The sequence below is a fragment of the Rhizobium sp. 22-785-1 genome, from assembly GCF_053521965.1.
In genome coordinates this window covers 25,224-50,849 of record NZ_JBNWDI010000010.1, presented here as the reverse complement: position 1 = coordinate 50,849, position 25,626 = coordinate 25,224, and the positions used below count along the sequence as shown (strand labels likewise).

Genomic DNA, 25,626 nt, shown 5'->3' with positions numbered 1-25,626 from the left:
TCTGACCGCTTTTTCCTTTTGTGAGAGTCCTTGCGCTTGAGATCGTTCGCGGAGTTGGCTTCTGCCCTTCACCTCAAGCGAGTTCTTTGCAGTTGGTTCTGCCAATCTACAGTGGACAAATTCCGGAGATAACGCGAAGAACTTCATCTTAGCGATGACCCTGACCTCTAGGGTATTGAAGCTCATAGCTAATTTGCGGCAGCTAAAACGCTCGAATGAAAGTTTTGCGCCCGCTACAGCATCGGTGGCATGATCGGCCGGCGCCGAGCAGTGGTGATGCTTAGCCTCGTCTGAGGCCGCTCGGTATGATGGCGCTTCAGGGAAGGACCGCGCGACTTCGGAACGACCGCGTGGCGATGTTAATTCCGCGGTTCGTCACCGAATATCTTTCTGATCGAGTTGAGAGCGTTTACGCGACCGTAGAATAACGCCGATTACTCCATCTCGAGATATGGAGGTCAGCCCTTCCATCGTGGTACCGCGTAGAGAGGCTGAAACCAACGCATCGAGAGCCTTGTGTTCTGCCAGGGTAACGGTTTCGCCGGGACGGGCATCAATAATCGGAATGGCGCCCTGCGGGTCCATCAATGCAGTCCGCCGACAGGCTCCGCCGTCATCAGCGTCAACATCTCGTGAACTTTTCGCAGCGTTCGTCTCTGCCAATGGTATCGCTCTCGAAAGGGTACGCCCGGTGCAAGATGACTTTGCGGCCGTTCGCGCCCCCAATCCATCTCCGCGCGACCTGTTATGGTGGAAGCCACATCGAGGATCCTGTCAGTCGGCAACCAACCGAAATAAACGAAGAAGTAGTCGGTCCGCTCAATGTCGCCCGCGTCAAGCGCTACGCGTGTCTCCTGCGACAATTTTTCTCGAGCCCATTTGTTCCACCTCTGCAGCAGATTGTTCTCAGGTACATCGACCGTCAGACGGAAGTCGGATTTGTCAACAATCGTGCCGCCAAGTCCCTGGCCCTCGGGCGTTGGCGAGGTGGTAAGCCACACGCCCACCTTTCCCTTGAAACCAGCAATGTCAGTGACGACATCGCCGACCGTTAAACCATACTGATGGATACCTCTCAAATGGGCCGCGGACGTGAAGTGGTAAAGGATCAAGGCTCGTCTCCTGATTGGCGTTTCAAAAACGGTGGCGCCGTCCTTGAAGGTCGTCAAGCCCATCGAGCCCGAGCCTTCGAACTCATGTCACGGCGATATACCTCGGGAGCGCTCACGCGTCAGCCATGCCTACCGGCCGAGCGCCCTCACGAAAGAAGGTTCGCTTATCATCAGGCGAGTCCTTGCCCTCAGTTGCTCTCGCTCACCCGAACACTCGTTGTGGATCGCTGCACCGTCTTGCCGAAGCGTTGCAGATCAAATACGAAATCAACCTATGCAGGCTGCTTCCCGGCTGATTAGGAAACGACCACACAAAGGTTCACGGCTTCATTTCGGGAGTGCACAATATCTATGATCGATTGGCTCGGCGAGAAGATCACCGGTAGCGTCAATTCAAGCGTTCGGCGAGAAGTGAAGGAGCACCTTCGCAGTAATCCGGCAGCTCGCAGCACGCGCTACCCGATCGTCCATCGCATTCTCCGACGCTTCTTCTCGATCGCGACATTTCCGCGTTTCCTGGTTTTGTATCTGGCGCTCGATGCTACCGCCGTCTCTCTGGAAATCGCGGTCAATCGTTTCGCTCCGAAGATAGCGTCAGGTTTCACGGCTTTCGGGCCGCATGCGGAACTGAAGAGCTTCATCATGAATGCGTCGAGTTATCTTATCACGGCGCAAGTAGGCGTCCTTGGCGTCATCTCCCTTGCACTCGCGCTTGTGACACTCATCGCTCAGAGGGAGAGCTCGTCGGTCGATGTGCAGGTGTATTACCATGAATCTCTTTCGTTCCAAGTCGTTGCTAGCTGCCTCGCGCTGCTCGCCGTGTTGTGCGGGCAGTTGCTGTGGCCAGCACATTTCGCCGCTCACTGGCTAGGTCTCGGCGGACAAAGCCAAGTCTTCAAACTAGGACTTCTCGGAATCCATGTAGCCTGGCTACTACTGAACCTCGGAGGGCTGGCGCACTTCATCAACGTGACATTCGGCTTCGTCCAGCAGTCCGAACGGGAAAAGCTTCGTGAACGATTTACCGCTCACGTCATTCTGCCAGCCGAGATGACCAAGCGGTTTCGCGAGCAGATCTACGGCGCTGCCGACATGGCTTTTCTGGGCGCCGCGACGGGTCTCAACGGACCATCAGTCTTTTTCGGTCGCGACTTCGGTGAACCCCACGACGAGGAGATCGTTGTCACATTCGGAAAACCCGTCAAGCTCAGCGACGTGAAAATGAAGTGGGTCGGCTGGACCGTTCGGAGGTGGGCTGCTGGCTCTGGCCGTCCAAAGAAAACGACCAAGGGCTTCCTGGGTGCGGATGAACCAATGATATGGTTTACTCCCGACTTTGATGGCGTCCTGCAAGGCCGCGTTGTCTGGTGCCGACGCCGAGGCGGACGTCCCTTGACTGCGGTAGAGAAGTTTATTCTCAAGCGAGCGTTTTCTTTCAAACGGAGCGGTTCCGATGCGTGAGCTCCCGACTCCAGACCAGATCCTAGAAGAGCTAGCGGACAAAACCGCCGCGACAATCGAGCGTCTTGCGCCGGTGGCCTTCGATGCAGCGTGGGATGAGATGGTTCGCTACCATCGATTTCTTCACGCAATCAACGTCACGCGCAGGCCCGATGGCACAGCTTTCAACTACTCGGAGGTCCAGGGCGCAGCTTGGCACGCACCTTACCAAACCTGGCTCAGACAGTATGGACGCCTGTTCGAGCGAGCGGCAGATCGAATTCCAGACGACAGTCATTTTATCAAAAGGCTGGCGTACGCGCCTCTGCGACTGCTTCCAAGCCGAAAAGAGCCCAGTCTCTCGATCAACATCATCACGTCCATACTGGATCTGGGGCCGGCGATGATGCATCGGATCGAAGCCTGGAAGACGAAGCGAACAACCATCGAGACTTCGGCCAACGAACCCGCTCAGCCACGTCTCCGTCTAGCCGGTTCAGACGCAAAGGCATATTCGTCAGTTCTCCCGGATCTTATCGGCGCGTGGGAGGCCCTGCTTCCAACGGCGTCATCGATCTACGGTTGGCGCGAAACGAGGAAGCAAGAGAGCGAGCTCTGGTGGAACGAATTCAGAGCGAGCTGGCCTTTCCTGTGGCAGCACCTGAAGAACACGGCCTACTGCTTGGCCGTGGCGGTCTGGAATGAGGACGACGAGGGCGCCGACTATTTCCAAGAAGCTTTGGTCCGATGGCTCGATACTCTTGGTCTCAGGCACCCCTATTCCGAGCTGAGACATCGAAGGCATCTGCTTCCAGACATCCTTGACGCAAATTGGGGTGAAGCGAAGGCTACGGCACGGAGCCTGTCTTATGAGTTTGCGTCTGACCCTCAGCCCGATGAACTCTTCACGACTATTGTTCGGAATGCCCATCAAGACGTCATTATGCTCTCGGCGGCGCTGCTGCTGTCATGGTCCATCAATAACAAGCAGGCGTCGGACATCGGCGCCAGAAATGCCCGAGCACTCCTGGACCACAAGGGTAGCCGTGAGAACTCAATCGGCCCCCACGTTCGCCCTCCCCAACTGCACTCGCTTTTTCTCGACTTAGCCCGCTTCGAGACTGCCGGAGAAAGATTTGACGAGACGTCGTACGGGGGTGAACTCGACCGACTTGTGACGACGATGGACAACATGACCGAGCGCCGCGTCGTTCCTGGAAGGGTATTCACGCCGTCAACGATCAACGGCCGCGAGGATTTAACATCGTCGTTTGTCGCAATCCTTGCCTCCTCGATCCCGAACAGCGGGGACGATGGCCTGAGCGACAGACTTCGTAAACTCTCCGCTGACGTGAGCGTACTCCCGAATGGGGATCGCGCGCTTCGCGCGATCGTGCAGAAGATCGACACCCTCCTTAAGAGTATTCAAAGTGAACGCTCGCTCGGTTCTGCAAAGCCATTGTACGCGGCGACACAGGACCCCAAGCTAGCAAGCATGCGTCTAGTCGAGATTTTGGACAGCGCACGGTCGGCGATCGAAGACGTGCGGAGTGACCTGCTGAAATCGCTTCCGATCAGCAATCAGGTTGTTGAGGAGCTTCGAGACGCGCTGAAAGCCAGCTTTTTAGAAGGACTTTCGCAACTGAACTTCTTTCAGGGTGTGAAGATCGTACAACAAAAATTCGTAAGCGCCGACCCGGTCGCGTACGGAGCAATGGAGGGCATTAGCAAGGCGCAGATGGTGCTGCCTCCAATGGAGACGCCCCCGGTGAACTTCGTAGAATTCTTGGTATCGAACTTCCGCACATGGGCTGAAATGCGTGTCTGGAACAGCTTTCTCGGCCGCCCGCGAGTCCAAGTTAAACTTGATCTGGCAGTTGAGAAAGAAGCGTTCTGGAAAGGTATCAAACCATATGTCGATCAAGTCGGCGTCCGACCTGTCCTGACGATTTCTCGAACCGCCGAGGGACGTGCTTTACGGCGGTTCGTTTGGGGCCGGGGCGCAACGCCGGTGGCGCTGAATATCGCACGAAAGGAAGTCGTTGATGGGTTGGCTTCCTATATCGCCACCATCGAAGGGGTGGACATATTTGGCATGGACATGCCTGTGGGAACAGCATGGCTATTTTCGGCTGAACTGCTCCGCCAAGTCAGCTACTTTGGGGTCAATGATCCATCCCAATTCATTGACCTTGAATATGTCGCGAGCGATGAGTTCACCGGGTCGCTACAGATAAGTTATCGGCAAGCCAGCATCTGGGGTACGACACCGATTTTTGAAATTATCACTCCTGATCCCGACGATCTCAATGACGAAAGAACCGATCAATGATTAGCAGTCGAATTTGTCCACGCCGCAGGACCGTGGCGGCGAGAAAAGAAAGCTAGCGATAAATGAAGTCAATAGTTGCCTCGACGAGCAAACTTTTGATCCGCTTGTTCTTTCGTCATGCCTGGCGAACCACTCAACGGAAGTGGACCACCTCATTTGCTGGCGGCGGTCTGTTGCTCACAATATTCGCCATGCCATCATTCGGAATTGCCGTGTTTGGAACCGCGTTCGCCGGCTGGACCGGCGGGATTCTACTGTTCAGCGTCTTCTCGGCGCTGCTCGGAAACAGGATCGGTGTAGGCCGCGAAAAGGCGAAGCTCGAAAAGGCGCAAGCAGACCAGCATCGCTCACCGTCCTGATCCTACCCTCTCCCCTCCCCTGACTGCTCATGGAACCTCGCTTCATGTCGGCCCAGTAAAACCCGCTAACTGCCCGAGAAGTACATCCGCCTTGCGAATTTTGCTGATCGATCGCCTGGGGTGAAGTAGTCCGCTGTCCAGTCTCCGTCCTCGATCAGAAACTTCTGCTTAAAGTCGTCAGGCGTCTTGCCGGGGTTGTTCATGAGGAAGATCGCTACAGCCTGACGGAATGCATAATGCGAGTGCAGCCTGAAGAACTCACCGAGATAGATGTCGCCAACCCGCTGGTTACCGCGGATTACGACCATGTTTTCATCGTTGTTGTCAGTGCTAGCTTTACTAAAATTCGCAGAGCCGGTGACCACTACCGGATCGTCGGAAAGAGGATCGGCCAACATGAACTTCGTGTGCACCCAGTGCACATTCACGTGCGGGGAGCCCCTGTCCATCCCTCCCAACCAATGATCAAAGCCTGGGAGAGCGGGATGCGGTTCCCGACGGCGATCACAACATTCGGAAGCGCCTGCAGCCGCCGGATCTTTTCGACCTGCGCGTCCTTGTTGCGGCCATTCCAAGCGTCCACCTAGAAAGCACATGCGGGTTCTACCTTACGCTCGTTGATCAGATCGTAACGAGGTTTGATGTCCTTAGTCAAGCAGTGAGCGAAACTGTGGCTGTCGTTGAGAGTAAGTTCGTGTCTTTCGTCGTTTGTTTACGGAATCATATCGCCGTCTAAGTTCAGGATTGTAATCACGCCTTCGCCCGGTATCCGACGGGCCGCATCTGGACCAACGTCCGGGACGATCGGCCGTTTGGAGGGCTCTCACCACCGGCCGCCCTTTACTATGCCTCGCGAGATCGACGGCAGGAGCATCCAGAGCGCCACCTGAAGACCTTCACTGGCATTCTGCAGGCGGACGCCTATGGACGCTACAATCCGCTATTCAAAGTTGATCGCGATCCCGGTCCGCTGACCCAGGCACTATGTTGGGCACACTCGCGGCGGAAATTCCTTGTGCTCGCCGACATTGCCGCGAACGCCAAGCGTGGAAAGAACGCCGCGCCGATCTCGCCTGTGGCGCTCGAAGCCGTCAAACGGATCGACGGCCTGTTCGATATCGAGCGGGAGATCAACGGGCTTACGGCCGACCAACGCCTGGAACGTCGCCACAAGGAAAGTCTGCCGCTCGTCGACGATTTGCAGGCCTGGCTTCAAACCGAGCGGTCAAAGCTGTCACGCAGTTCTCCGGTCGCAGAGGCGATCGACTAAAGCTCAAATGTTGGGATGGCTTCACGTCATTCCCGGACGAAGGCAGGATTTCCCTGACGAACAACGCCGCCGAGCGAGCGCTCAGAGGCTTCGCACTCGGCAGAAAATCGCGACTCTTCGCCGGATCGGATCGTGGTGCTGACCGTGCCGCCTTCATGGCCACGCTGATCACGACGGCAAAGCTCAACGACATCGATCCGCAGGCGTGGCTTGCCGACGTTCTCGCCCGCATCGCGGACACCCCAATTACCAAGCTGGAGCAACTGCTTCCTTGGAATTGGACACCGCCGACCATCAACGCTCAAGCGGCCTGACCTGCGGCCTTCACCGGAGGCTTACAGAGGTCAGCAGCTTTGGTCGATCATGATCGACGCCGCGCAGAATATCCTGTAGGTCTGGAGAGCCAGCGAGGTCCCTATGTGATTCTCGACAGCGATCTCACGATAGCGAAACAGGCCGGAAAACGTTATACATCAGCCTGCCTCTGGCGGGCTTTTTCTTTTGTGGCGATAAAGTGTTTGTAATTTCTTGGTTCGCGGAACCTGCAAGAGCGTCGGTGCGACGTCGGTTGGGGAAGACACCTACTGTCACGGTAGCTGTAGCGTCGGCCTGACCGATTGGTTTAGGTCAGGCCTAGCTGGATTAATTTTGCAACGCGAGAACCGTCTCACGGTGCTTGAGGTACTTTTCGACAACCGTGTTGAGGTAGGACGCAGCGGTGTCTTCGCTGATATGCCCGGCCTTCTCCGCCTTTACGACCAATGACGCAAAGCGCCCGCGCCGGTTCAGGGGAGTTTCCTCGAGCGGAAAATAGTCAAGCGTCAGATTTTCCCTCGGCTGCCATTCTTCCGAATTGTCCTTCAGATTTTTGGTATCAACCCTTGAGGTATCCAACTTGGCAACATTGTAAATGTGATAGATCGCCGCCGTCCGACTGATACCGAAGGTGTTCGTGACGATCTCCAAAGCCGCCTTCGAAGAAGGTGCCGCCTGCGTGATCGAGCGGACGGCTTCAGGTGGAGCAAGAAATGCTACAGCAAATCCATTAGCGCGCCGTTCAACATTGTCGGTCTCGCTGTCCAGGTTTTTACCGAGTCGATCATAGCCGTCCACTCGGAGCTTGTTTAAGCGTGGATCAGGGTCACCGACGAGATGTCCTATTTCATGAGCGAGCGTCATTCTTCGGGTCCAAACTCTTTCGTTGTGACCCTCTTCGTTGACAATAATACCTCTATTAGCTCCGTTTGCGATCGTTGCGCCCGCAAACCGTGCTGAAAGCTTATCTTGGACCAAAGGCACGGCAAGCTTCGTTTCTAGGAGTTCACGGAGACTTTCGATAGGTTCATCCGGCTTCAACCCGATATGCCTCCGCACTTTTTCCGCCAAAGTATACCCCTTCTCGGCCGCCACATGACTGTAGTCGTCGCTCTGAAGAGTGCCTTGGGAGATTATGGGATCAACGGGGATATCTAGGAGGCGCTCGAGTTCATTCTGTCTCGATATCACCCAGCCTGCTTCTGCAATCTTTAGAACGGAAGTCGCATCGAATCTAATGGCATCTTTCGCTCCCCTAAGCTCACGCAATCTCACACCGAGATCACGATCTACGGCATGAGAAGGCATTCCAACTTTGCGTTCGTCGAGTGCCAGAGAAACGGCGAGCTTCTCGATATCTCGTACTTTTGAGGCTTTACCTGGTGTCTCGAGCGCTCTAACGACTTCGATGTCGAGGCCGGTCCGTTTGACGACATCCTTGATATCTAGGTTCAGGTCCTCGCGCCGGCGCCTCAGCGTGGTCGCAGGTTCGTCTCTCGTTTTGACTAGCGTCGAGGCGCCGTTCTCGGCAATTTGCTCTAGGACCTCAAGCCCATAGGCATTTAAGGCCTCAACTGCGGAAAGCCGTCGTCCTCTTGCCTCGGGTGTCGCGAGCGCAATTTGGACCTGACTTCTGACATACTGATTTTTGCTGGTAGCAGCATAGTCTTCTGGGGTCTTTCCGGAAGACTCTGCCCCGAATATCTCTTGCAGTTCCATATCTACACCACTCAATCGACCCATACCGGATCAACGCTTAGCAACGGGAAAGGGATGTTTGTATCGTCATCATAGCCCTGGCACCAAACATCATAACCTGAATCTCGAAATGCTTTTGCCACGTCGTTCATCTCAGCATTGCTACGGGGACCGTATCTTCCAGAGTCACCGTTAACGACAATTGTACGTTTGGACAAAAATAGCAACTCGCCACCGCAAAATGCATCTGCGCCGCCGGTCAAGTTGGTGTGTTTTATCTTCCCAGTCTTAAGTGTCGCCCCGTAATCACAATTTTCCAGCGCATGGACGACGTCTGTAGTGCGAACAGCCCAGAGCCTTTTGTCACTCTCCATGGTGTCGTCAAGAATGGGCGTAGCAGGAATTGCCGCGCTGGCAACGGCGGCACCGTCGTTCAGAATATCCAGCCCGTCATTGGTCGTCATCTGGATGGTCTCATCCGTGTTCTTGATAACGTTCGGCCGCGGCGGCCTTGCAGGACCGTATTTCACACGAAACTTGTCGAAGGCTGTAGTCGTAAGGCTCACTGAAATACCCATGGTTGCGCTGGCTGCATATTTGACTGCAACCACGTTGTCCACTGGCCATCAGGATATTTTCCACCGTTCCCTCCAAAAAAAGCGTATATACATTGCCTGTAGCCGATAACTTCTGAGCTGGCGCTATGATCCTGCTCGAAAGCAAAAAAAGCCGTCGTCAATTCTGCGCAGTTGTTCGAGGCGACCAGCGCGCCTATCAATCCTCCGATGGCTCTAGATCACGCTTTCCACTACGGCCTTCCTGATAGTGCTACCGAGCAGGATTTCCAGTTCGTCGCCGGCCTCTGCGTCGAGAACGGCCTTGGCCAGCGGAGCATTCTGGTTCACCAGCCCCCTCTCAGGCGCACTCGAATCTTTGACGATCGTGAACTGATAGGTCTCCTGACCGAGATCGAGATACCGAAGGCGAACCTTGCTTCCCAGTCGTGCCGCCTGGTGCCTCGCTGCGGAAGCAGCGGTCCTGCGATCGAGCGGTTCCCTGACTGGACGGTCGACGGGTAGATCCAGTTGCCGCGGCTCCGCCCGCGAAGCCGGCTCCTCAGGCGCGCTGATCGGGGGGCGAACCTCTTCCTTTACGGGCGTCGGCGCCGCGGCCCGCTCTGCCAGCTTCATCTTCAACTGCTCCAGACGTGCGGCGATAGCAGTACGGAGCCTCTCGGCCTCGCGACGCGGATTTTCGAACCAGTCGGTCGACCAGATGCGGTGAATGTTCCAACCCAGGTTCTCAAGCATTTCCTGCCGGTGCACGTCACGATCGCGGGCTTAGCGCGATGAATGGTATCCCGCTCCGTCGCATTCGACGCCCATCAGGAAGCCGCGTGGTCATTGGGGATGCCGGATGCCGAGGTCGATGGAGTAGCCACCTGCCCCTACCTAAGGCGCCATGAGTGCCGGTCCCTGCTTCCAATGCTGCGCCCGCACTGTATTCCAGCCAGCGTTCAGCATCCATGCGCCCGCATTCGTGGTCTCTTCCGCGGCGATGTCCAGCGGCGTCATGGAGGTGAACGTCCTGATCTGCTCCTTGGCACGAGTGAACAGGACGTTGAGGCTGCGGCGGCCCGTGGGGCCGGCGATCGGACCGAAATTCTGGCCGACCTTCGCGCCTTCGGAAGGCGGTCCATAGACCATAGAAACGATGATGACGTCGCGCTCGTCGCCCTGCACGTTTTCCAGGTTCTTTACGAAGAACTCCTCAAGGCCATCGCGCTCGTGCAGCCATCGGTCCATATACTCTCCGGCCACCCTGTCGCGGGCGATCTCGTACTGAAGGCGTTCGTTAATATAGTCCGCCTGGGCCTGTTCACGGCACGAAGCCAAGCGACCGTTGACCTTCGTGCCTCAAAAACGCCAAGGCTTCTCCAACCACGGCGTGGGCCTCGGTAGTGTTGACGCCAGCCTTGTAGATGCCCCCGGCCTGGACCAGCGATACGCCCTTCTTCGGGTCGTCCTCGTTAGCAGACGGGAAGACCGTCAGGTCGTCGCGATAGATGATTTTGTTGGAGAAGCGGATGAGCCCGGAGTGCATCGAGCGATAGTGTCAAGTCAGCATTCTTCTCGGCCGGAACGCGCTGCTGGCCATCTCCTGAACCGATTCCTCGGTCACTATGTCGGATTCTTCGTCGTCGGCGATATCGGCGATGCTCTTATGGAAGAAGTTCGTCGGTGGGAGCTGCTGAGAATCACCGACGATCATGGCCTAGTGGCTTGGGTCTATGGTGACCGGCAGCGGCATCGTCGAGTTGGTGCCGATCAGGAGCACTTCGCCGTTACTCAGGTTTGGCAGGAACGCCACGGATGAACCGTCGAGAACGCCGCTGGTATTAACAACTACTGACTGATCTCGCCCGTTAATTAAAAGATGGACAACGATACATGCCGACCTGAGACAGAACATCCTCTGGAATATCCCGAGGCCACAGCGTCGCGAGCGCGCACGTTAGGCCGTATTTTCGACTTTCTTTAGCGACAAGACCAAAGGCGTGAGAGAGACCCTGTTGTACTCCTCACCGACCCTTTTGCTCATAAACTGATGGCTCGGTAGAACCCTCATCATTGCCTAACGCGAACGACATGATTGGAGACCCGCGTTCGAAATCGAGCTTGATACTCTTCAATCGTCTGGTCCTCTGGCGGCTCGTACTCTTCGATCTCGGTGCCTGCGCGTCCATCTGGTTGCCCAATCTGCCTAAACATCTCGTGCATGCGCTCTTTGCGATCCTCGTAGGCATCATCATATCCACCCATGGTTTCGACGATGACACAGTTCCGCCGATGTTCTGGATGATCTGGAGTCAGCAAAAAGTCCGGTATGCAAACTTCTCGTGGTGTGTCGTCCTCGGGCCCCATATCGAACAGTGGCTTTCTTATGTAGAGCCTGAAGCCATGCTGCAGCAGCAGGCGATACCTGACTTTTAAGAGCTGATCGAGCGTATTTCTTTCGAGGTTGCTGTCCACCAGCGTCCATCGGAATTCTTGTTGGCATGGATGAACATAGGCTCTTACAACGCGAGGCTCATGCCCATGACTGGGAGATGCGACGACGGCAGCGACCAGGTATGGGTAACGATCGCGCGGCGCGGCTTCGCCGAATGTCGCCATATGCCCGAACACAGTAAGAGGACCGCCGTCGCAGCGGCTAAGTGTCTTTCCCTCTGCATGGACGAGCCTGAAGAGATACAATCCGTAATGTCTTTGACCGTTCCCATTGCGATCAGCCTCCGCGATTTTTCCCTTCAAAACTTCGTATTCATTCGCATCGAAGGCGATCCATTCTCCAAGGATCCGATCCGAAATTCTAATCTGGGCCGCAGCCTCTGCAAGTCTGGCAATCTGTTCCTGGAGATCCCAGTACGGTCCCTCTTCAGGACCAATCAGATCGAGCTGAGCGCTCCCGAGCAAGGAAAACAAAAGCATGGCAATTTCCGACCTGGGCTCACCCCGTGAGGTGCGTTTGCCGGAACGGTAGCGGAGCTCCTCGCCGACGCCAAAATCCTTCAGAAGATTGAACGACCGCCTTATCTGCCGTGGTCCAGGTTTCTTGTAGGTTTTGACGAGTTCAACCTGCTGCTTCGGGTAGAAATGAAAATCACACTCCAGCGTATGCTGGACGGAATTCGGATCACGGCGAATCCCGCGGTTCTGCACGCAGAACAGCACAGGGTATCTCCCGTTCTCCTCTTGACAATCGCACTCCAGCCAAAAGTAATCCTTGCGAAGCTTGTCAGTTTCTAACTTGGCATTCTTCTTCTCCTGCTCTGTCGGCCGGGCAAATCTTCCAAACGCTCGTCTGAACAGTCCATCCTCTTCCGTCGCGTCGCGGATGAACGTCCTTGTTTCTGCTCGGACGACCTTAAGCATGCTTCACCGTTGCCGCTTGCAAGTTCATCGTCGAGCGTTGTGATGAACGGAGGACGCGAATGATCATCGAGCACACATCGCTGGGAGCGGTTTCGGTAACCGGTTGCGAGCTGAACGGGTGGGCGATCGGCTTATTCTTCGAGCGAACCGCTTTTGGGAAAATCGCGGCAGAAGCGTATCTTGTCGGTTCTGAAAACAATGACATTTCCCTCAAAGGTCGCTTCACCTGCACCAGATCTCTGCTCGCGAAACTAGCAACATTGGACAACTTATGGGATGCATCATCCCCGGTGCTACGAGCCATTCCTGAAGATTTAATTGAAATCGAGATCGCGAAGTTGCAGGCGATTTGATCATCACCCGGACCATCCCCAGTTTTAGATGTCCTTGAAAGGGACCCAAACGTTTGGGCTTCGGACATTTTGGGGCGGGCATCCGCAACGTGATCAGCCATCACAATCCACGACATCTGTCTGCTTCCCCGCAAGCACGTGAAGAGGAATTGGAAGTCGGTATAGTCTGCATGCTACCAGCACCAAGTTTTCATGGCTAAATCGAACTGCTGACAAGGTGTCGAAATCTTTCGAGTTCTTTATTTCCCGATTTACTTGTTCAAGGAGCTTTTCCTCCCCGATGGATGCCTTGATCTCGGTAATTGCGACACCGTGAGTTTTGGTGTTCCTGTATAGGTGATCTTCGGAAATGTCGTCCGGCAACCAGAACTGCCATGTACAATGTGCGAGATGCTTCTCTTGAAACTCGGCCAGCTCCTTGAATGCGTCTCCTCTTTGAAGGAGAGCAAGCCAGAGGGCCAGTGTGGCGTACAGGTCGCTTCCGGAAGTAGCTTCCTTCCTATAAGCGTCCGAGCGTTGCGGATGCTGGGCGAGCTGACTGTATTCCCTGAGGATGCACGGATATAACCCTCCGGTCAGGTAAGCGAACGCCGAGGCCTGGAAGATGCTCTCGATCCAGCCTGCCAGAAACTGCAGATCCCCGCATCGTGCCAGCAACATTGCCGCAAGCGTTATCTCGATCGCGTGATCGTCCCGTAGCGGGCATTCAAGAACGCGATTGTTCCCGATTATGTCTCGGACTATGCGATGAGCGCGTTCGACCCCAGCCTCGACCGCCGCGACGACCTCTGCCTTCTCGTTAGGGTCGAGATTTTCTCGGGCGTGAAGGATCCAAAGGCCATGCAACGCAACTCTGCCCAGGACGTCGAACACACGAAGATTAATATCGACTGGCGCCCTCGATTGAACAGCCAAAGCGAGGCCGTTTTCAATTTGCGAATACGCGTCGACGTGAGCCCTGATATACTGTTCTGAAATCATCTGATGGAGCTGCACGCATCTCATCATCATCGACCCGATTTCCCTACCCTTGGCGGTGTCGGAAAGGTACCGTCTCCCAAGATCCCACATCAACAACGCTGCGATCTCGCTCGTTTGATACGCAGCTTCCAGGTTTTGAGCGTCGCGCGCCCATACGAATACATTCCATGCGGCAAGATGGATTTGTCGAGCTTTGCGCATGAGATCGCGGTGATCTTTTGGCAATATCTCCAGCAGCCGCCACAGCAACTGGCTGAAGTGCGCGACGCAGACTGCGGGCTCGTCCACGAAAGCCAGCGCCTTACGGAACGAGGCCTGCATCTGCTTGGGAAACATCTTTTCCCGCAACAGGCCCGAGACCATCATCTCAGCGATCTTGTCGCCATTCCACTCGACGAATTCGATCTTTCCAGCAACGATGTTCTTGTCCATGTACTTCTGGATACGGAGGCGCACCTCCTCCTGTATGTCGCCACCGAAGCAAAGCGCGATTACAACCGGAAGCCTTTTGTATTGGGCGGCAACGTGCGTCGGGATGTAAACTTCGAGGATTTGTTCCAACGAAACCCTGAGTGCCTGGCTGCCGTCCTCCCAGTGGCTTCTGCTGAGATTGCCAGCTTTAATAGAAAGGAGATAGAGCGCCTTTTCTCCGGTGAGCGGGTGCGGTCCGATAGCGGCTACATCAACGCCGTATTGGGTCGTCCCTCGCTTCGGTCTTGATATCACGTTGAAGCCGAGCTCGCTGAGGACATCCGGCAAAATGACGTCCAACTCCTCCCGTTCGTTGAGCGAAGCAAGATACTGTTTCAGCATGAGCTTCATGACACCAGCTCCTCTATTCGGAAAGAGCGCACCATGCGATCAAACACCACGGGCTGGAGCACGCCCATGCGCGCAACTGGGGTAGAAACCTTAAAGCTTGCCAATGGCGTGACCTGCCTTACGGGTTCGCCGCCCGACGGGTCCTCGATATAGAAAATCGAAGACCGTCCGTGTAGGATTGTGCTTTTGTGGAAAAGGTTGCCGAAGATTGAGCCCTCTTCTGCGGACCTATTGATCTTTGTTCGCTGCTCGAACTCTATCTCTGCCTGGACGCGGCGCTCGCTCGTCGACGGCTGGAGCGCGGGATTGGACGGAAGAGCTGCATACTTGGCTTCTCGAGCTTCATGCGCCTTTCGGAGACGTCCGACTGAACTCTTCAAACTCCGAACCTTAGATTTCGCCGCTAGCTTCTGGAAAAGCTCGATGTCGCCGGGATAGTTCATCAGCCAGAAGGAGACAATCCCGACTTCGAGATCCTTCTGAGGTCTGCCACTGAGTGATTGCAGGCAGGCGCATAGGAGTGATGCGGCGGGGCCGTGAGCTACCAGCAAGAAGCCAAAAATCTTCCTGGCGAGAAAGAATATGCTCTCCTCTGTTAAGTTAAAGGGCTCGAGGTCGACATCGTAGATTTTCCTGTCCAATGGCTCAAAGAGGTCATGAACTTGGTCACGGATCGCTATACCTCCGTGAAGTAGCCACTCGATGGCGAACCAGCCAAGTTTTTCGTCGCCCAACTCCTTTATCCTGTAGAGGGTGCTTTGGAAGTTCTTCAGGTCAACATCAGCGCTTGCGTTGCAAACGATTGCAGAGATTGTATCCGCGACCACCTGCCGGTCCTTCACTAGGTCTGCTTCCGACAACGCTGCATCCACCAGACCAAGAACGTGAGGGTTCTGCGAGGTGACATTTTTCATAAGCTCAAAGGTGCGCTGCCGCAGGGGGTCCGGATATGGATACCTGTTCTGGACGAAGCAGGTAATCAACTGATCACGGTCCTCTGGATCTGGATCACGGGCCAGCGCTTCCAAAGATCCAATCAGACTTGGCGGGTGGTCCCCCTCAGCGAGGTGACGAGCGGCCCCAAAGATAGCAGCATGTCGAATTGCGCAGTTTTCATCAGCGAGCCTCGCAACGAGCTCTTCGACCGCTTGCTCTCGAATATCGTATGGGGCGCCCGCATACCCACCTAGGGCGATGACAGCAGCTCTGACAGCAGTCGGGGCTTTGTCCACACTGAATTCGAGCGCAGCGCAAAGTGCGGCGGACGGGTCCTTTTGGCGCCATCTATCAAGCAGCATCGCAAGGAATGGACTGTCGCTTTTCGACCGGAGGACTTCCATTGTTGCCACGCAGCGCGCCACGTCTCCCTCGAGCCAGCGGCCGATAGCCTGCTCATAGCCATAGGAACTGTGCGCCGGCGACTTCAAAATCAATGAATGCGTGAAAGGGATCAAACGTGATGCGATTTCGGCAGTGGCACCGATGAATCCACTCAGCATAAAAGTGAGGCGTACGGCGTGGCTCCGATCGAAATTGGACCAGTCCAGAGCCTCGGCCAACGAAATGATGTCGATGGCACGAGCGTCGTGAATTTCCGCAGCAAGGACACCCGCCGCCTCCGCTGCTTCGAAGTTCATCCCAGCAACCATGGCGACAAGACCGTCATTTGCAAGTGCGGTCGCGAAGTTTTCTTCGGAATGTGGGTTGGATGCCATCATCTCTCCCTAAGAGCGAAGCCTTGTACTTCCTACCGTAGCCTCGTCAGTGGCTTCGAGGATTTCGCGGAGCTTCGTAAGTGCGTCATATTTTTGCGGAAAATCATCGTGGCCCCTGAGGCAGATAAGTTGTTTTAAAGTTGGCGAATTGTTCTAGCTATCATGATGCAAAGGATCTGGCGCGTTACGCTGTGGATGCGCCGATCAGCATACTGTCGCGAACTTGAACCTTTCCCTCCGCCACCAACAATCCGATGCGCGCCTTGATGAATTCTTTCAGTTGCGAGCTCGTCGAACGGAAGCCGAGGCCGCGTGCGATAGCGTTCACGGTTTCATCCTCTGATGCCCCGAAACCCGCCTCCAAGATTGACAGGATTCCCTCGTCGACCTCCATGGGCGGTATCATGTCGATCCTCCTCAGGCTTGGCGAAAACGTCGAGCTGCGGTCGCGAAGCCTCGCCTCCACGCCTGGCCACAGCAGAAACTCTCCGGATCTGTAAACGTGTCCGCCGCTCACCGCCGCATCAAGTGCACGACCGACGTGCGCACGAATACGTCCACCTGCTTGCTGCAGACCCCACGCTGTGCGAATCCTGACGACCACCTCGTCGCGATGCACCGGTCCTTCTATCTCCACCATTTCCTTGATCAGCGAGACCAGGAAGGGTACCGGCGCCTCGTGGAGCTCGTACCTGAAGTCTGCCTTTAGAGGCGCTTCGTCGTAGAGAGGCGTGGAACTTGTGACCGAAACAGGTTGCAGACTAACTTCCGTCACCGTGTCCCTTTCGATTGTCACTACCTCGACAGAGACAGCACGGCGCGGGCTTTCTGTGGGCGATCCGCCCTCAAGTACATTGGCTTTCGCACGCTCGATGGCATCGACGACACGGTCTAGCTCTGCCTTAGGTCGTTGAAACCAATCGGAGCTCCAGATCCGATGTATCGTCCAACCGTGATCCTCGAGGACCGCTTGCCGTAACCTATCGCGATCTCGAGCAGATCTGGAATCGTGATAAGAAGCACCATCGCATTCTATGCCGAGTAGATATCGGCCAGGGATGGCGTCGTCAGCGACGGCAAGGTCAATGAAAAAGCCAGCGATCCCAACCTGCGGATGAACCTGGTAACCTCTCTCTTGCAACGCCGTCATGACCTGCTCCTCGAACACGCTGTCCATGTCACGGTCTGCTCGTTGTGAAACAGAAAGTCGCCCCGTCCGCGCATAGTGCAGAAACAGCTTGAATGCGAAAACGCCCTTACCCTTGGCCCGTTCAAGGTCAATGTCCTCGTCAGTGATCGAGGCATAGACCTCGCACCGACGTTTCGCTCGGCTGATCAGGACATTCAGCCGGCGTTCTCCCCCTTCAGCTCCCAGCGGTCCAAATCGCATCCCCATGTATCCTTGAGCGTTCTTCGCATAAGCCACGGAGATCAGAATTACGTCGCGTTCGTCGCCCTGCACGTTCTCCAGGTTCTTGATGAAGAACGGTTCGTGTGGATGGGAGTGGAAGAAGTCCTCGGTCGCGGGATTGAGACGCCGAAGGATTTCCAGTTGATCTTGAATTTCGCGTCGCTGCTTGACGGAAAAAGCGGCGACTCCCAGCGAAAGCTGCGGCGAACTGACGGCATGCCGGATGACCGCCTCCGCTACTGCCCTCGCCTCGACTTTATTTACGCCGTCATCGAATGTGCCACCGCTCACTGGGTGGAACCGAAGGCCCATACCAGCCTCCTGGGTATACGGGCTCGGCACGATAAAAAGTTTGTCGTCGTAGAACTGGGAGTTAGACACCGCAATCAACGACTGGTGTCTGCTGCGATAATGCCACCGCAGCATTTTTTCCGGAAGACCCCGCGCCGAGAACAGACCCAGGATGCTTTCGATGTCCGAGACGCTTGCGCCATCCTGCTCGTCGTCATCCTCCGATCCGCTTGAGGTCATCTTCGAGAAGAATTTCGTCGGAGGCAACTGACGCTCGTCGCCCACCACGACGACCTGCCGGGCGCGCGCGATCGCTCCCAGAGCATCGACTGGCTGGATCTGACTGGCCTCATCCATCACGAGAAGGTCAAACTCGAGAGCACCCGGCGGCAGAAACTGTGCAATTGATAGAGGACTCATCATGAAGACAGGCTTCAGCGCCTGTATGGCCGGCGAGGCCCTCTGCATGAGTTGCCGGATCGGCATGTGGTTACGCCTGCGCGCCATCTCACCGCGGAGAATGCCGACCGGCCCGATGCCGCTAACCTGAGGAATTCTGCTATGATGAGCCCTGACGACATCAAGCCTCGACAGGCGCATGCGGTTGAGATCGAGCTCGGCGAACTCGTTCACCAAGCGACCATGAACCTCGCCATCAAACCGCGCAAGTTCAGGATCCATTGAGTGCTGATGTCGCAGGATCGCCTCATAGAAGGCGATTTCAAAATGATCGATGACTTGGGATGTCTTGAATGCGCCGCTCTCAATCCGCTCGACGATTGCGCCGACGCCAAGTTGCGCAGCATCGGTGGCCCTTCCGTTGTACGCAACAAACTTCGAGAGTTCCTCCTCGCTCTGCACCCAGCGCTGGAGGACGTTTTCGATTTCTTCGAGTCCGACGTCCACGAGGACGTCACTGCCAAATATGAAACCGAGGTCGGCTCGGAGAGACCCAGTTATGTCAGCAATTCGCTCGATCATCTTTGCGCAATCGTCAGATGCTTTTCGGGATTTGACAGCCAGTCCAACACGGTCCGATACTTGGGAAGCCAGGATGCGAAGATCCCGGTTATTCTCGATCCATCCGACGATCTCCGACAAGGTGGACCAATCGGATGCACCACCTCTCCAGAGTTCTCCGAATGCGGTGGAGCCCAGATCGCCAACGCTCGACACGGATTCCTTGAGATTGAGCCCGTTAGCAAGCTGCTCCAACCACTGAACACGAAGACCATTGTTCTCTGGAGATGAGATCGCAACCGTTGAAAACGACATGTCAGCAGTCGCGATCTCTTTTATGACCGTAGTCGCGTGGGCAAGAGGTACCTCTTCAGGCCCAGCAGCGTCCTTGAGCAGCGCGCCTCCCTGTTCTCCTAAATCCGACCATAATGTCAGCAGGAGCCTTCGTACATCTTCCATCATGCTGCGAACTTGATCGCACCGGGCCTTGAGGGCCCGCTTGTCGGTAAGCCTGCCAGCAATCGCACGGGCCTCCGGCCCCAGGCCTCTCAGGCTCCTCATCCATATGACGAGATCCTCTAGGGGACGCGGATCCGTTCGCTCTCCGCGCCAATCGGCGCCGAACGCCCCGCGTCCTAGGCTGTCACCGTCTTTTATTGTTGTCCGAGCCTGCTTTCCCTTCTGCAGGAGATCAAGCAGACGGATGGTTTCTTCAGGGGTTGTTTCCGGCATGATGGTTCGTAGCAACGCCTTGGCTCTACGCCAGTCGCCACTGAGGAACTTCAGCGCCTTTCTTCCATGAAGCGCTACAGCCGTTCGCGTCAATGAAAGGTCCATGTCCCAGGCCTGCTCGGACATCTTCCCGTCCAGCTCGGCCTTGATCCGCCTGTAGATGGCAACGGCTTCAGCCAGATCACCTGCCTGCTCCAGGCCGCGCTCCCATATTGCTGCAACGAAAGCATCGGGGCTCGCGTCCGGCGCGTCAGCTACCCTGTCGCCAATATCTATCAACCTGCCGATCGATCCAAGTGTGGAAGACGCATCTATTCCAAGCATCTGCTTCAACGAAATGACCGACTGAAGGAAGCGGGGCAATGCCGCATCGATCTGTCGTATCGTTTCAAAGCCGCTTTCCGGGAACGAAGCCGGAAGCTGCTTGAACCGTTCAAGCATCGGGCCAGGTTCGATTTCCCACGCGCCATCCTCAAAGTGCCCGGCAATTTGGCTGCAAAGGCGCGAGAGCTCGGATCCGTCGCGGACCAGTTTCTGTATATCACCCCCCACTTCTTCCCATACCGATGCGGAGAGCGCGCTGGACGAGATTGCGTGAGGGACTGTCGCTATCGCTTCGGCCTGTCTGACCTTCTCGCTAAATTCAGAGATCGAGGATACTGGCTCGCTGTACAAAGATGCCGCCACGTCGGCCATGTCGCGTCGAAGCGACGACAGGTCGGAGGCGGTCTCATTCAGTCGCTTGGTGAGCCGCTCGTGGTCAAGAGGGGTAATCGAGGTAAGGCCCACGCCTGACCAGGGGTGTTGCGATGGAAGCCCAATATCATCGATCCGTTGAGCGAGCTCCGTAAGGAGTCCATGTATCCGCTCTCGCGTTTCCGGTGACCAGCTAACAGCGTCTGGTAACGCGATTTCGGAAGGCGGCGTCCCCATCTGACGGAGGCGCGACAGTTGACCGATTACTTGATACGGTGTCAGAGCATATGGGAGATACAGTCGATGTAGACGTTCTGGATGCGAGTTGAGACTGTCCCGTGCCTCGACCAGTCTCCTGTCGACGGCATCGGAAAACTGGCCCTTCGGCGCGCCGAGCCCCCAGACATGCTGAAGCTCACCTAGCAGGGCCTTCTTGTTCGCCTTGTTCGAATGTAGTTCAAGACAAGCGTCACCGACGCCAGCTTGATCAAGCCGCCTTTTTACCACTTCAAGAGCAGCCATCTTCTCGGCGACGAACAGAACCCTCTTACCGTCGGCCACGGCGGCGGCAATGATGTTGGCGATGGTCTGCGACTTGCCGGTACCGGGCGGACCCTGAATGACAAGATCATGACCCTTTCTAACTTCGTGAATCGCCACGGTCTGCGAGCTGTCAGCGTCGACGATGTGCGTCATTTCAGAGGGCGAGATATGAGCGTCGATCCTGGCTTCCTCTGGAAGCAGGCAGTCGTTTCTTGAGAATCCGTTAGATACGAGCGAGGTAATCAGCGGCCGGTCGGTAAATTTGGCGTCGGCGGGCCAAAGGCTTGGATCCAAATCCCGATACATCAGGAATTTGGCGAATGAAAAGAAGCCAAGTACGACGTCGTCAGGCTGGACAGACCAATCTGCCTTGATGGACACAGCTTCCGCCACCTGTTTGGTGTAGTTTTCGAAAGAGAAGTCATCAGATGCTTCAAACGACGGCATGCTGATCTTGTGCACCCGGTCAAGGAAGGCCTCCAACGACAGGTTTGAGGCGAAATCCTCTTGTCGGGCACGCAATTTGAATCGTTCCGCTGCGCTTGCGCGCTCCAAGGCCACGGGCACGAGGATCAATGGTGCGTAACGGATATTCTCAGAGTTGTTTGGATCGACCCATTTGAGAGTGCCCAGCCCTAGGTAAAGGATGTTGACGCCCTGCTCCTCTTCCAGCGTCCGAGCATCGAAGTAAAGATCCAGCAGACGCTTCTGCAGTGCATTCGGCGTCATTCGGGTTTGAAGCTTCGTGTCCCCGTGTCGAACAAGACGACCAGACGCGTCACGATCGTCATCGTACGGAAGGGTGAGTTCAACAACTTCCTCGGCGTCTTCACCTTCCTTCTGCTCTCGCCCCTTGGCGCCTGCTAGGAAGGTCATAGCCTTACTCTCAGTGACAAGGATCCGGAAAATCTCTGCCGACTGCTCATCGACTACGTCGATGGTCTTTGCACTTTTCGAAAACCTCGGGACATTCAGCAACCTATTTCTTGCTGACAGGTCGAGCAGCTCCGTCCGAGCACGCTCGATTTTTGCCTCAACCGACAGATTGCTGTCGAACACCGACTTCTCTATGTCGCCGTCCCCAAAAACGTTTTCAGACATGCAATTTCCCCATTCCCCGTAGTTGGGATCATGCACAAATGGACGTTGCGGTCCATATGCGATAAAGCAACTTCACCGTTTATTCTCAATATGCTTAAACACTGTTGTTGTTCGACACTTTGCTCGTGCATGGGGCTGCAAGTGAGTTCCTTAGTGCTGGGTATTACAAAATGTTTCGCCGGAGGGCTCACGTGCCGTTCTATATTCGTAAGTCAGTATCGGCGGGGCCGTTTCGGTTCAATTTCTCCACGGGTGGCATAGGAGTGTCTGTCGGGGTGAAGGGGCTCCGGATCGGCACCGGGCCTCGAGGACATTACATCCACGCTGGTCGCGGCGGGCTCTACTACCGCGCAACAATTGGCAAAGCAGGGCAATCTCGTCGGGTTGCACCCTCAGAAGCGCGTTCCATTGTCCCCTCTGACCTGACCTTCGAGACAGACGACGTCAAGATGATTGAGATCGAGTCTGGCGACGTCATGAACATGACGGATGAATCCTTCACCGATCTGCTCAAAGAGATCAATTCGAAGGCTGCGCAGACGCCTATGTCTTCGCTTTTGATGTGGATCGGGGATTGGTGTCGGACTTGTTGCGGGACTGGCTTCGGGCGGAGCAGGCTTGATCTTTTGTGCGCTTGGCGGACTTGGGTGGATAATCGGAAGATGGCTGGATTCATACCGCAGATCTACCGTTCTATATTACGATCTCGAGGGCGACGCAGAGACATCGTATAGGCGGCTCACCGAAGGATTCGACAGGCTGCTACAGTGTTCGGCGAAATGGCACATCCAAGCGGGCGGCGCGGTCGAAAGTCTTACGGCGTGGAAACGTAACGCAGGGGCCTCACATCTCGTCAACAGGAAGCCGACAGTTCTCGGCTACGACCTCCCCATTGTCATCAAAAGCAACCTGACGCCCCCTGCACTGCATGTGGGCCGCCAGGTCATGTACTTCATGCCCGACGTCGTACTCGTCCAGGATGGTGGCCGCGTCGGAGCCGTGAATTACGCCCAGCTCAGTGTGCGCTGGGAGGATTCAAGGTTCATTGAGACGGAACGGGTGCCCGGCGACGCAAGAATAGTAGACCACACCTGGAAGCATCCCAACAAAAACGGCGGCCCTGACAAGCGGTTCAAAGACAACAGGCAGATACCGATTTGCCTGTACGAGGCAATCCATTTCACCAGTAGCAGTGGCCTGAACGAATTGGTGCAGGTATCAAAGACGGGCGTCACCGACGGGTTGGCTGATGGCGTGAGAAAATTGGCTGCGCTACCTAGAGATCGGACAATAGCAGTCCTTCCGACCCCCGTTTTGAAGCCTATGGCAGAACCTGTCGTAGAACTTCCCAAGTCAGAGCGTCCTCCTTGGGGGAAAATCGCCGCGTCTATAACAGTCGTTCTTGTCGCACTTCCGCTTCTCACCCAACTCACAAAGCTCGGAAAAAATGTGAACGGTGGACCGGAGCCAATTGTAGCGGTTGCGGCGTCCACCCACGCGAGCAATGACAGCACCCCGGCCGATCCAGCAACAGTCGGAACCGAACCTCAGAAGGATCCAATGCCTGCAGTGCCAGTTGAACCAGAGGCTAGGGTCGAACCGCTAGTCAAAAACGCCTCTGCAGAGGTTGCAAATCAGGACATCCCATCCCTTAAACAGGTTCGGTACACATCTACTGCGGTCAACCTGCGTGACGGAGCGGGAACGAAGTTTCCGGTCAAATTGGTCGTTCCAAAGAACGCGGCTGTCGAAATAGTCGAGACCAGAGGTGGGTGGAGCCGTGTTCGAATTGAATCCGGAGAAGAAGGGTGGATGGCTCGCGCCACGCTCACGGCGCGCTAGACAGCTTTAATGGTAGCCCGATACTCTACTGTCTTGTGTTGACTTAGTAGGTCGGTCGAATTCTTAAGCGTAGCCGCACTGTAATCTAACGCTGCCCATCAGACTTTGCGCAAAGCAGCTCAAGGAGTTACGTTATGAGCGAAAAAATTGAAGCTGAAAAACTTTTCAGTTGCGATATCGAGATTGACGACACCGGTCTCTTCATTGGTCTGGTTAAGTTTAGATCGTACGAAACCGGGAGACTAACGGGATTGACCGAAAACTCCGTGCGTTCGCAGTTCAAACACCTCCTGCAGCTAAGCGCTTCTGGAGCGATGGTCCGAGACGGGATCGTCTTGACGGGCTATCATAACAGCGACGACAAAGGAGATGTTCTTCTTTTCGACGGCGAGTTCATCGGAACGTGGCATTCGGACGACTTTGAATGGTGCTACTTCGTGGAGCCTGAAAATGACGTTGAGACGTGCAGCGCGCCCTCACCTTGGCTGCTACAAGACGCCATCACGATGTGGCTGCGTGAGAGCTCAATGATCAGATCGTGAGCATCAAGAAATTCATAAAATTCCTGTTGGGCGACGACTTGCAGTCGGAGAAGATATCTTGCCCTTCCTACCGACTGATCAGTGCAAGCGCCGTTTTCTTCACACCTTGACCAAGACGCGTCGTGCCGTTTCGAAACCTGCTGCTGTGGCGAAGGTGGCGACAATGCGCCAGGAGGTGACATGATATTGCTGTTGTCTGAGTGGCGCTGGATAGGCCTATAAGCCGGACGCTTCTTGTGACAGCCAGGCTGGATGCTGCCGCCTTAAATTATCAACTTCCGTCATGTCGCTCGGAAACAAATCAAAGCCACCATCGTAAGGCGAGAAGATTTTACCTGTATTCCGACTGAGCCAAAGCGTGGGTCCTGTGCGATCATCAGAAATGGCTGTGAGGAGTTCGTCGAACGAGCCGGCATCCCAGAAGACTCGGGATGTTGAGGCTAGCCAATAATAATCATTCTCATCGTCACGATAACGGAGCTGAGGATTAAGTTCTGCCTGGAATGTATTGTAGCGAGGAGTAAAATCGTCTTCTATCCGGCACTGAACCAGCCAGCAATCTTCGCCTTCCCCGAGGATAGCATTTCCTAGCAGGGTCGTCCTTCGCCGAATTTCTTCTCGCTGTGCTTGAGATTCTGCGTATCTTTTGGAAGCAGGCAGGGCATGAAAACGAACCCATGGTTTTCATTCGATAATTCTCAAGCGAAACGCCAAAGGAGGTGTGTGGCCGTGAAAAAATTCCCACTCGCGTTCAAAAGTCATGTTGCAAACCCAAAAGTGCAAATTGGAGATGAGCTTACTGTTGAGGCGTGCAGCGTTACAAGTCCGCCAAGAGCCCACTTCGATCTTCCGGGGCCACATTAATTGCCCTTGTAACTCCACGGCAGCATCTCATCGATCCGGCTCTGCTTGTGGCCAATGACGATGGCGGTGAGCGTATTGGTCAGGTAGGCATGTGGATCGACGGCATTGAGTTTACAGGTCTCGACCAGGGAACTTCACGTCCAGACTTCCTGGTTGTGAGAAGCTCCAATGTAGTCTCCATGGAGAAACTCCCGTTGCTCGCCATGAATAGTTGATCACAGATCAGAGCGGCGAGGACAACGTGGGAGCGGGACACCGGTTACTGATCAGTGGAGCCGGCGCCTACCTGAACCACCGGGCCGCGCTACGTGT

Annotated in this window: 20 protein-coding genes and 4 pseudogenes; 8 read left to right on the top strand and 16 right to left on the bottom strand. The window is 55.5% G+C overall.

Features of this window, described 5'->3' with window-relative positions:
• Positions 1-375: 375 nt before the first annotated feature.
• Both ACQZ5M_RS18550 and ACQZ5M_RS18545 read right to left on the bottom strand, forming a co-directional pair.
• Complete coding sequence (locus ACQZ5M_RS18550; protein ID WP_449080491.1) at positions 376-585, bottom strand: hypothetical protein; 210 nt, start codon at positions 583-585, stop codon at positions 376-378.
• The gene (locus ACQZ5M_RS18545) at positions 585-1,112 is read right to left on the bottom strand and encodes a hypothetical protein (protein WP_449080490.1); all 528 of its coding nucleotides are present in this window, start codon (positions 1,110-1,112) and stop codon (positions 585-587) included. Before ACQZ5M_RS18545 ends, ACQZ5M_RS18550 begins: the two co-directional genes overlap by 1 nt.
• Positions 1,113-1,463: 351 nt before the next feature.
• Between ACQZ5M_RS18545 and ACQZ5M_RS18540 the strand changes: the two genes are divergently transcribed.
• From ACQZ5M_RS18540 to ACQZ5M_RS18530, 3 genes are all read left to right on the top strand, one after another.
• Entirely contained in the window at positions 1,464-2,573 is a 1,110-nt protein-coding gene (locus tag ACQZ5M_RS18540) for a hypothetical protein (protein ID WP_449080489.1), read from the top strand.
• Positions 2,566-4,884: a hypothetical protein gene (locus ACQZ5M_RS18535; protein WP_449080488.1), complete on the top strand. Its 2,319-nt coding sequence runs from the start codon at positions 2,566-2,568 to the stop codon at positions 4,882-4,884. Before ACQZ5M_RS18540 ends, ACQZ5M_RS18535 begins: the two co-directional genes overlap by 8 nt.
• Positions 4,885-4,979: 95 nt before the next feature.
• The gene (locus ACQZ5M_RS18530; protein WP_449080487.1) at positions 4,980-5,243 is read left to right on the top strand and encodes a hypothetical protein; all 264 of its coding nucleotides are present in this window, start codon (positions 4,980-4,982) and stop codon (positions 5,241-5,243) included.
• 65 nt (positions 5,244-5,308) lie between these two features.
• Here the strand turns inward: ACQZ5M_RS18530 and ACQZ5M_RS18525 are convergent, their stop codons facing one another.
• Positions 5,309-5,671, bottom strand: a complete 363-nt coding sequence (locus ACQZ5M_RS18525; protein WP_449080486.1) for a phospholipase D-like domain-containing protein — start codon at positions 5,669-5,671, stop codon at positions 5,309-5,311.
• Between the two features lie 344 nt (positions 5,672-6,015).
• On the opposite strand from ACQZ5M_RS18525, the pseudogene tnpC reads away from it, so the two are divergent.
• Positions 6,016-6,827, top strand: a pseudogene (gene tnpC, locus ACQZ5M_RS18520) (IS66 family transposase); the annotation flags it as partial.
• A gap of 328 nt (positions 6,828-7,155) precedes the next feature.
• Here tnpC and ACQZ5M_RS18515 read toward each other — a convergent pair.
• The 8 genes and pseudogenes from ACQZ5M_RS18515 to ACQZ5M_RS18480 form a co-directional block, all read right to left on the bottom strand.
• Positions 7,156-8,547: an ImmA/IrrE family metallo-endopeptidase gene (locus ACQZ5M_RS18515; RefSeq protein ID WP_449080485.1), complete on the bottom strand. Its 1,392-nt coding sequence runs from the start codon at positions 8,545-8,547 to the stop codon at positions 7,156-7,158.
• A gap of 11 nt (positions 8,548-8,558) precedes the next feature.
• Positions 8,559-9,146, bottom strand: coding sequence for a hypothetical protein (locus ACQZ5M_RS18510; RefSeq protein ID WP_449080484.1), 588 nt, complete (start codon positions 9,144-9,146; stop codon positions 8,559-8,561).
• A gap of 171 nt (positions 9,147-9,317) precedes the next feature.
• Positions 9,318-9,716 (bottom strand): GreA/GreB family elongation factor, encoded by a 399-nt coding sequence (locus ACQZ5M_RS18505; protein WP_449080546.1) that lies wholly within the window; start codon positions 9,714-9,716, stop codon positions 9,318-9,320.
• 36 nt (positions 9,717-9,752) lie between these two features.
• Positions 9,753-9,854 (bottom strand): annotated as a pseudogene (locus ACQZ5M_RS18500) (hypothetical protein); the annotation flags it as partial.
• A 123-nt stretch (positions 9,855-9,977) separates the two neighbouring features.
• Positions 9,978-10,421, bottom strand: a complete 444-nt coding sequence (locus ACQZ5M_RS18495; protein WP_449080483.1) for an AAA domain-containing protein — start codon at positions 10,419-10,421, stop codon at positions 9,978-9,980.
• On the bottom strand, positions 10,405-10,629 hold the full coding sequence (locus ACQZ5M_RS18490) for a hypothetical protein (RefSeq protein ID WP_449080481.1): 225 nt from the start codon (positions 10,627-10,629) through the stop codon (positions 10,405-10,407). Before ACQZ5M_RS18490 ends, ACQZ5M_RS18495 begins: the two co-directional genes overlap by 17 nt.
• Positions 10,630-10,641: 12 nt before the next feature.
• Entirely contained in the window at positions 10,642-10,797 is a 156-nt protein-coding gene (locus ACQZ5M_RS18485) for a hypothetical protein (RefSeq protein WP_449080480.1), read from the bottom strand.
• 356 nt (positions 10,798-11,153) lie between these two features.
• Positions 11,154-12,461: a hypothetical protein gene (locus tag ACQZ5M_RS18480; RefSeq protein WP_449080479.1), complete on the bottom strand. Its 1,308-nt coding sequence runs from the start codon at positions 12,459-12,461 to the stop codon at positions 11,154-11,156.
• A gap of 59 nt (positions 12,462-12,520) precedes the next feature.
• Here ACQZ5M_RS18480 and ACQZ5M_RS18475 point away from each other — a divergent pair, with 59 nt between their 5' ends.
• Positions 12,521-12,814: a hypothetical protein gene (locus tag ACQZ5M_RS18475; RefSeq protein WP_449080478.1), complete on the top strand. Its 294-nt coding sequence runs from the start codon at positions 12,521-12,523 to the stop codon at positions 12,812-12,814.
• Positions 12,815-12,907: 93 nt separating this feature from the next.
• Here the strand turns inward: ACQZ5M_RS18475 and ACQZ5M_RS18470 are convergent, their stop codons facing one another.
• From ACQZ5M_RS18470 to ACQZ5M_RS18460, 3 genes are all read right to left on the bottom strand, one after another.
• Positions 12,908-14,617 carry a hypothetical protein gene (locus tag ACQZ5M_RS18470; RefSeq protein WP_449080477.1) on the bottom strand — a complete coding sequence of 570 codons (1,710 nt, stop codon included), beginning with the start codon at positions 14,615-14,617 and terminating at the stop codon, positions 12,908-12,910.
• Complete coding sequence (locus ACQZ5M_RS18465; protein ID WP_449080476.1) at positions 14,614-16,332, bottom strand: hypothetical protein; 1,719 nt, start codon at positions 16,330-16,332, stop codon at positions 14,614-14,616. The genes ACQZ5M_RS18470 and ACQZ5M_RS18465 overlap by 4 nt, the downstream gene beginning before the upstream one ends.
• 184 nt (positions 16,333-16,516) lie before the next feature.
• A complete protein-coding gene (locus tag ACQZ5M_RS18460; protein ID WP_449080545.1) occupies positions 16,517-22,066 on the bottom strand; it encodes a DUF3320 domain-containing protein in 5,550 nt (1,849 codons plus the stop codon).
• Positions 22,067-22,236: 170 nt separating this feature from the next.
• Here ACQZ5M_RS18460 and ACQZ5M_RS18455 point away from each other — a divergent pair, with 170 nt between their 5' ends.
• The 3 genes from ACQZ5M_RS18455 (at position 22,237) to ACQZ5M_RS18445 (ending at position 24,450) form a co-directional block, all read left to right on the top strand.
• Positions 22,237-22,800, top strand: a complete 564-nt coding sequence (locus ACQZ5M_RS18455) for a DUF4236 domain-containing protein (protein ID WP_449080544.1) — start codon at positions 22,237-22,239, stop codon at positions 22,798-22,800.
• Positions 22,685-23,908: an SH3 domain-containing protein gene (locus ACQZ5M_RS18450; RefSeq protein ID WP_449080475.1), complete on the top strand. Its 1,224-nt coding sequence runs from the start codon at positions 22,685-22,687 to the stop codon at positions 23,906-23,908. The genes ACQZ5M_RS18455 and ACQZ5M_RS18450 overlap by 116 nt, the downstream gene beginning before the upstream one ends.
• A 134-nt stretch (positions 23,909-24,042) precedes the next feature.
• A complete protein-coding gene (locus tag ACQZ5M_RS18445; protein WP_313592053.1) occupies positions 24,043-24,450 on the top strand; it encodes a hypothetical protein in 408 nt (135 codons plus the stop codon).
• Between the two features lie 216 nt (positions 24,451-24,666).
• Here ACQZ5M_RS18445 and ACQZ5M_RS18440 read toward each other — a convergent pair.
• Together ACQZ5M_RS18440 and ACQZ5M_RS18435 are read right to left on the bottom strand one after the other, a co-directional pair.
• Positions 24,667-25,116 (bottom strand): annotated as a pseudogene (locus ACQZ5M_RS18440) (DUF3885 domain-containing protein); the annotation flags it as partial.
• A 194-nt stretch (positions 25,117-25,310) separates the two neighbouring features.
• Positions 25,311-25,448, bottom strand: a pseudogene (locus tag ACQZ5M_RS18435) (transposase domain-containing protein); the annotation flags it as partial.
• Positions 25,449-25,626 lie beyond the last annotated feature (178 nt).

What these genes read in the sequence shown, in the direction of transcription:
- ACQZ5M_RS18475 (WP_449080478.1), top strand. Translation starts at nt 12,521, where the DNA reads ATGATCATCGAGCACACATCGCTGGGAGCGGTTTCGGTAACCGGTTGC.
- ACQZ5M_RS18465 (WP_449080476.1), bottom strand. Translation starts at nt 16,332, where the DNA reads ATGGCATCCAACCCACATTCCGAAGAAAACTTCGCGACCGCACTTGCA.
- ACQZ5M_RS18445 (WP_313592053.1), top strand. Translation starts at nt 24,043, where the DNA reads ATGAGCGAAAAAATTGAAGCTGAAAAACTTTTCAGTTGCGATATCGAG.
- ACQZ5M_RS18460 (WP_449080545.1), bottom strand. Translation starts at nt 22,066, where the DNA reads ATGTCTGAAAACGTTTTTGGGGACGGCGACATAGAGAAGTCGGTGTTC.
- ACQZ5M_RS18490 (WP_449080481.1), bottom strand. Translation starts at nt 10,629, where the DNA reads ATGCACTCCGGGCTCATCCGCTTCTCCAACAAAATCATCTATCGCGAC.
- ACQZ5M_RS18485 (WP_449080480.1), bottom strand. Translation starts at nt 10,797, where the DNA reads ATGATCGTCGGTGATTCTCAGCAGCTCCCACCGACGAACTTCTTCCAT.
- ACQZ5M_RS18550 (WP_449080491.1), bottom strand. Translation starts at nt 585, where the DNA reads ATGGACCCGCAGGGCGCCATTCCGATTATTGATGCCCGTCCCGGCGAA.
- ACQZ5M_RS18535 (WP_449080488.1), top strand. Translation starts at nt 2,566, where the DNA reads ATGCGTGAGCTCCCGACTCCAGACCAGATCCTAGAAGAGCTAGCGGAC.
- ACQZ5M_RS18480 (WP_449080479.1), bottom strand. Translation starts at nt 12,461, where the DNA reads ATGCTTAAGGTCGTCCGAGCAGAAACAAGGACGTTCATCCGCGACGCG.
- ACQZ5M_RS18540 (WP_449080489.1), top strand. Translation starts at nt 1,464, where the DNA reads ATGATCGATTGGCTCGGCGAGAAGATCACCGGTAGCGTCAATTCAAGC.
- ACQZ5M_RS18470 (WP_449080477.1), bottom strand. Translation starts at nt 14,617, where the DNA reads ATGAAGCTCATGCTGAAACAGTATCTTGCTTCGCTCAACGAACGGGAG.
- ACQZ5M_RS18505 (WP_449080546.1), bottom strand. Translation starts at nt 9,716, where the DNA reads ATGAAGCTGGCAGAGCGGGCCGCGGCGCCGACGCCCGTAAAGGAAGAG.
- ACQZ5M_RS18455 (WP_449080544.1), top strand. Translation starts at nt 22,237, where the DNA reads ATGTTTCGCCGGAGGGCTCACGTGCCGTTCTATATTCGTAAGTCAGTA.
- ACQZ5M_RS18515 (WP_449080485.1), bottom strand. Translation starts at nt 8,547, where the DNA reads ATGGAACTGCAAGAGATATTCGGGGCAGAGTCTTCCGGAAAGACCCCA.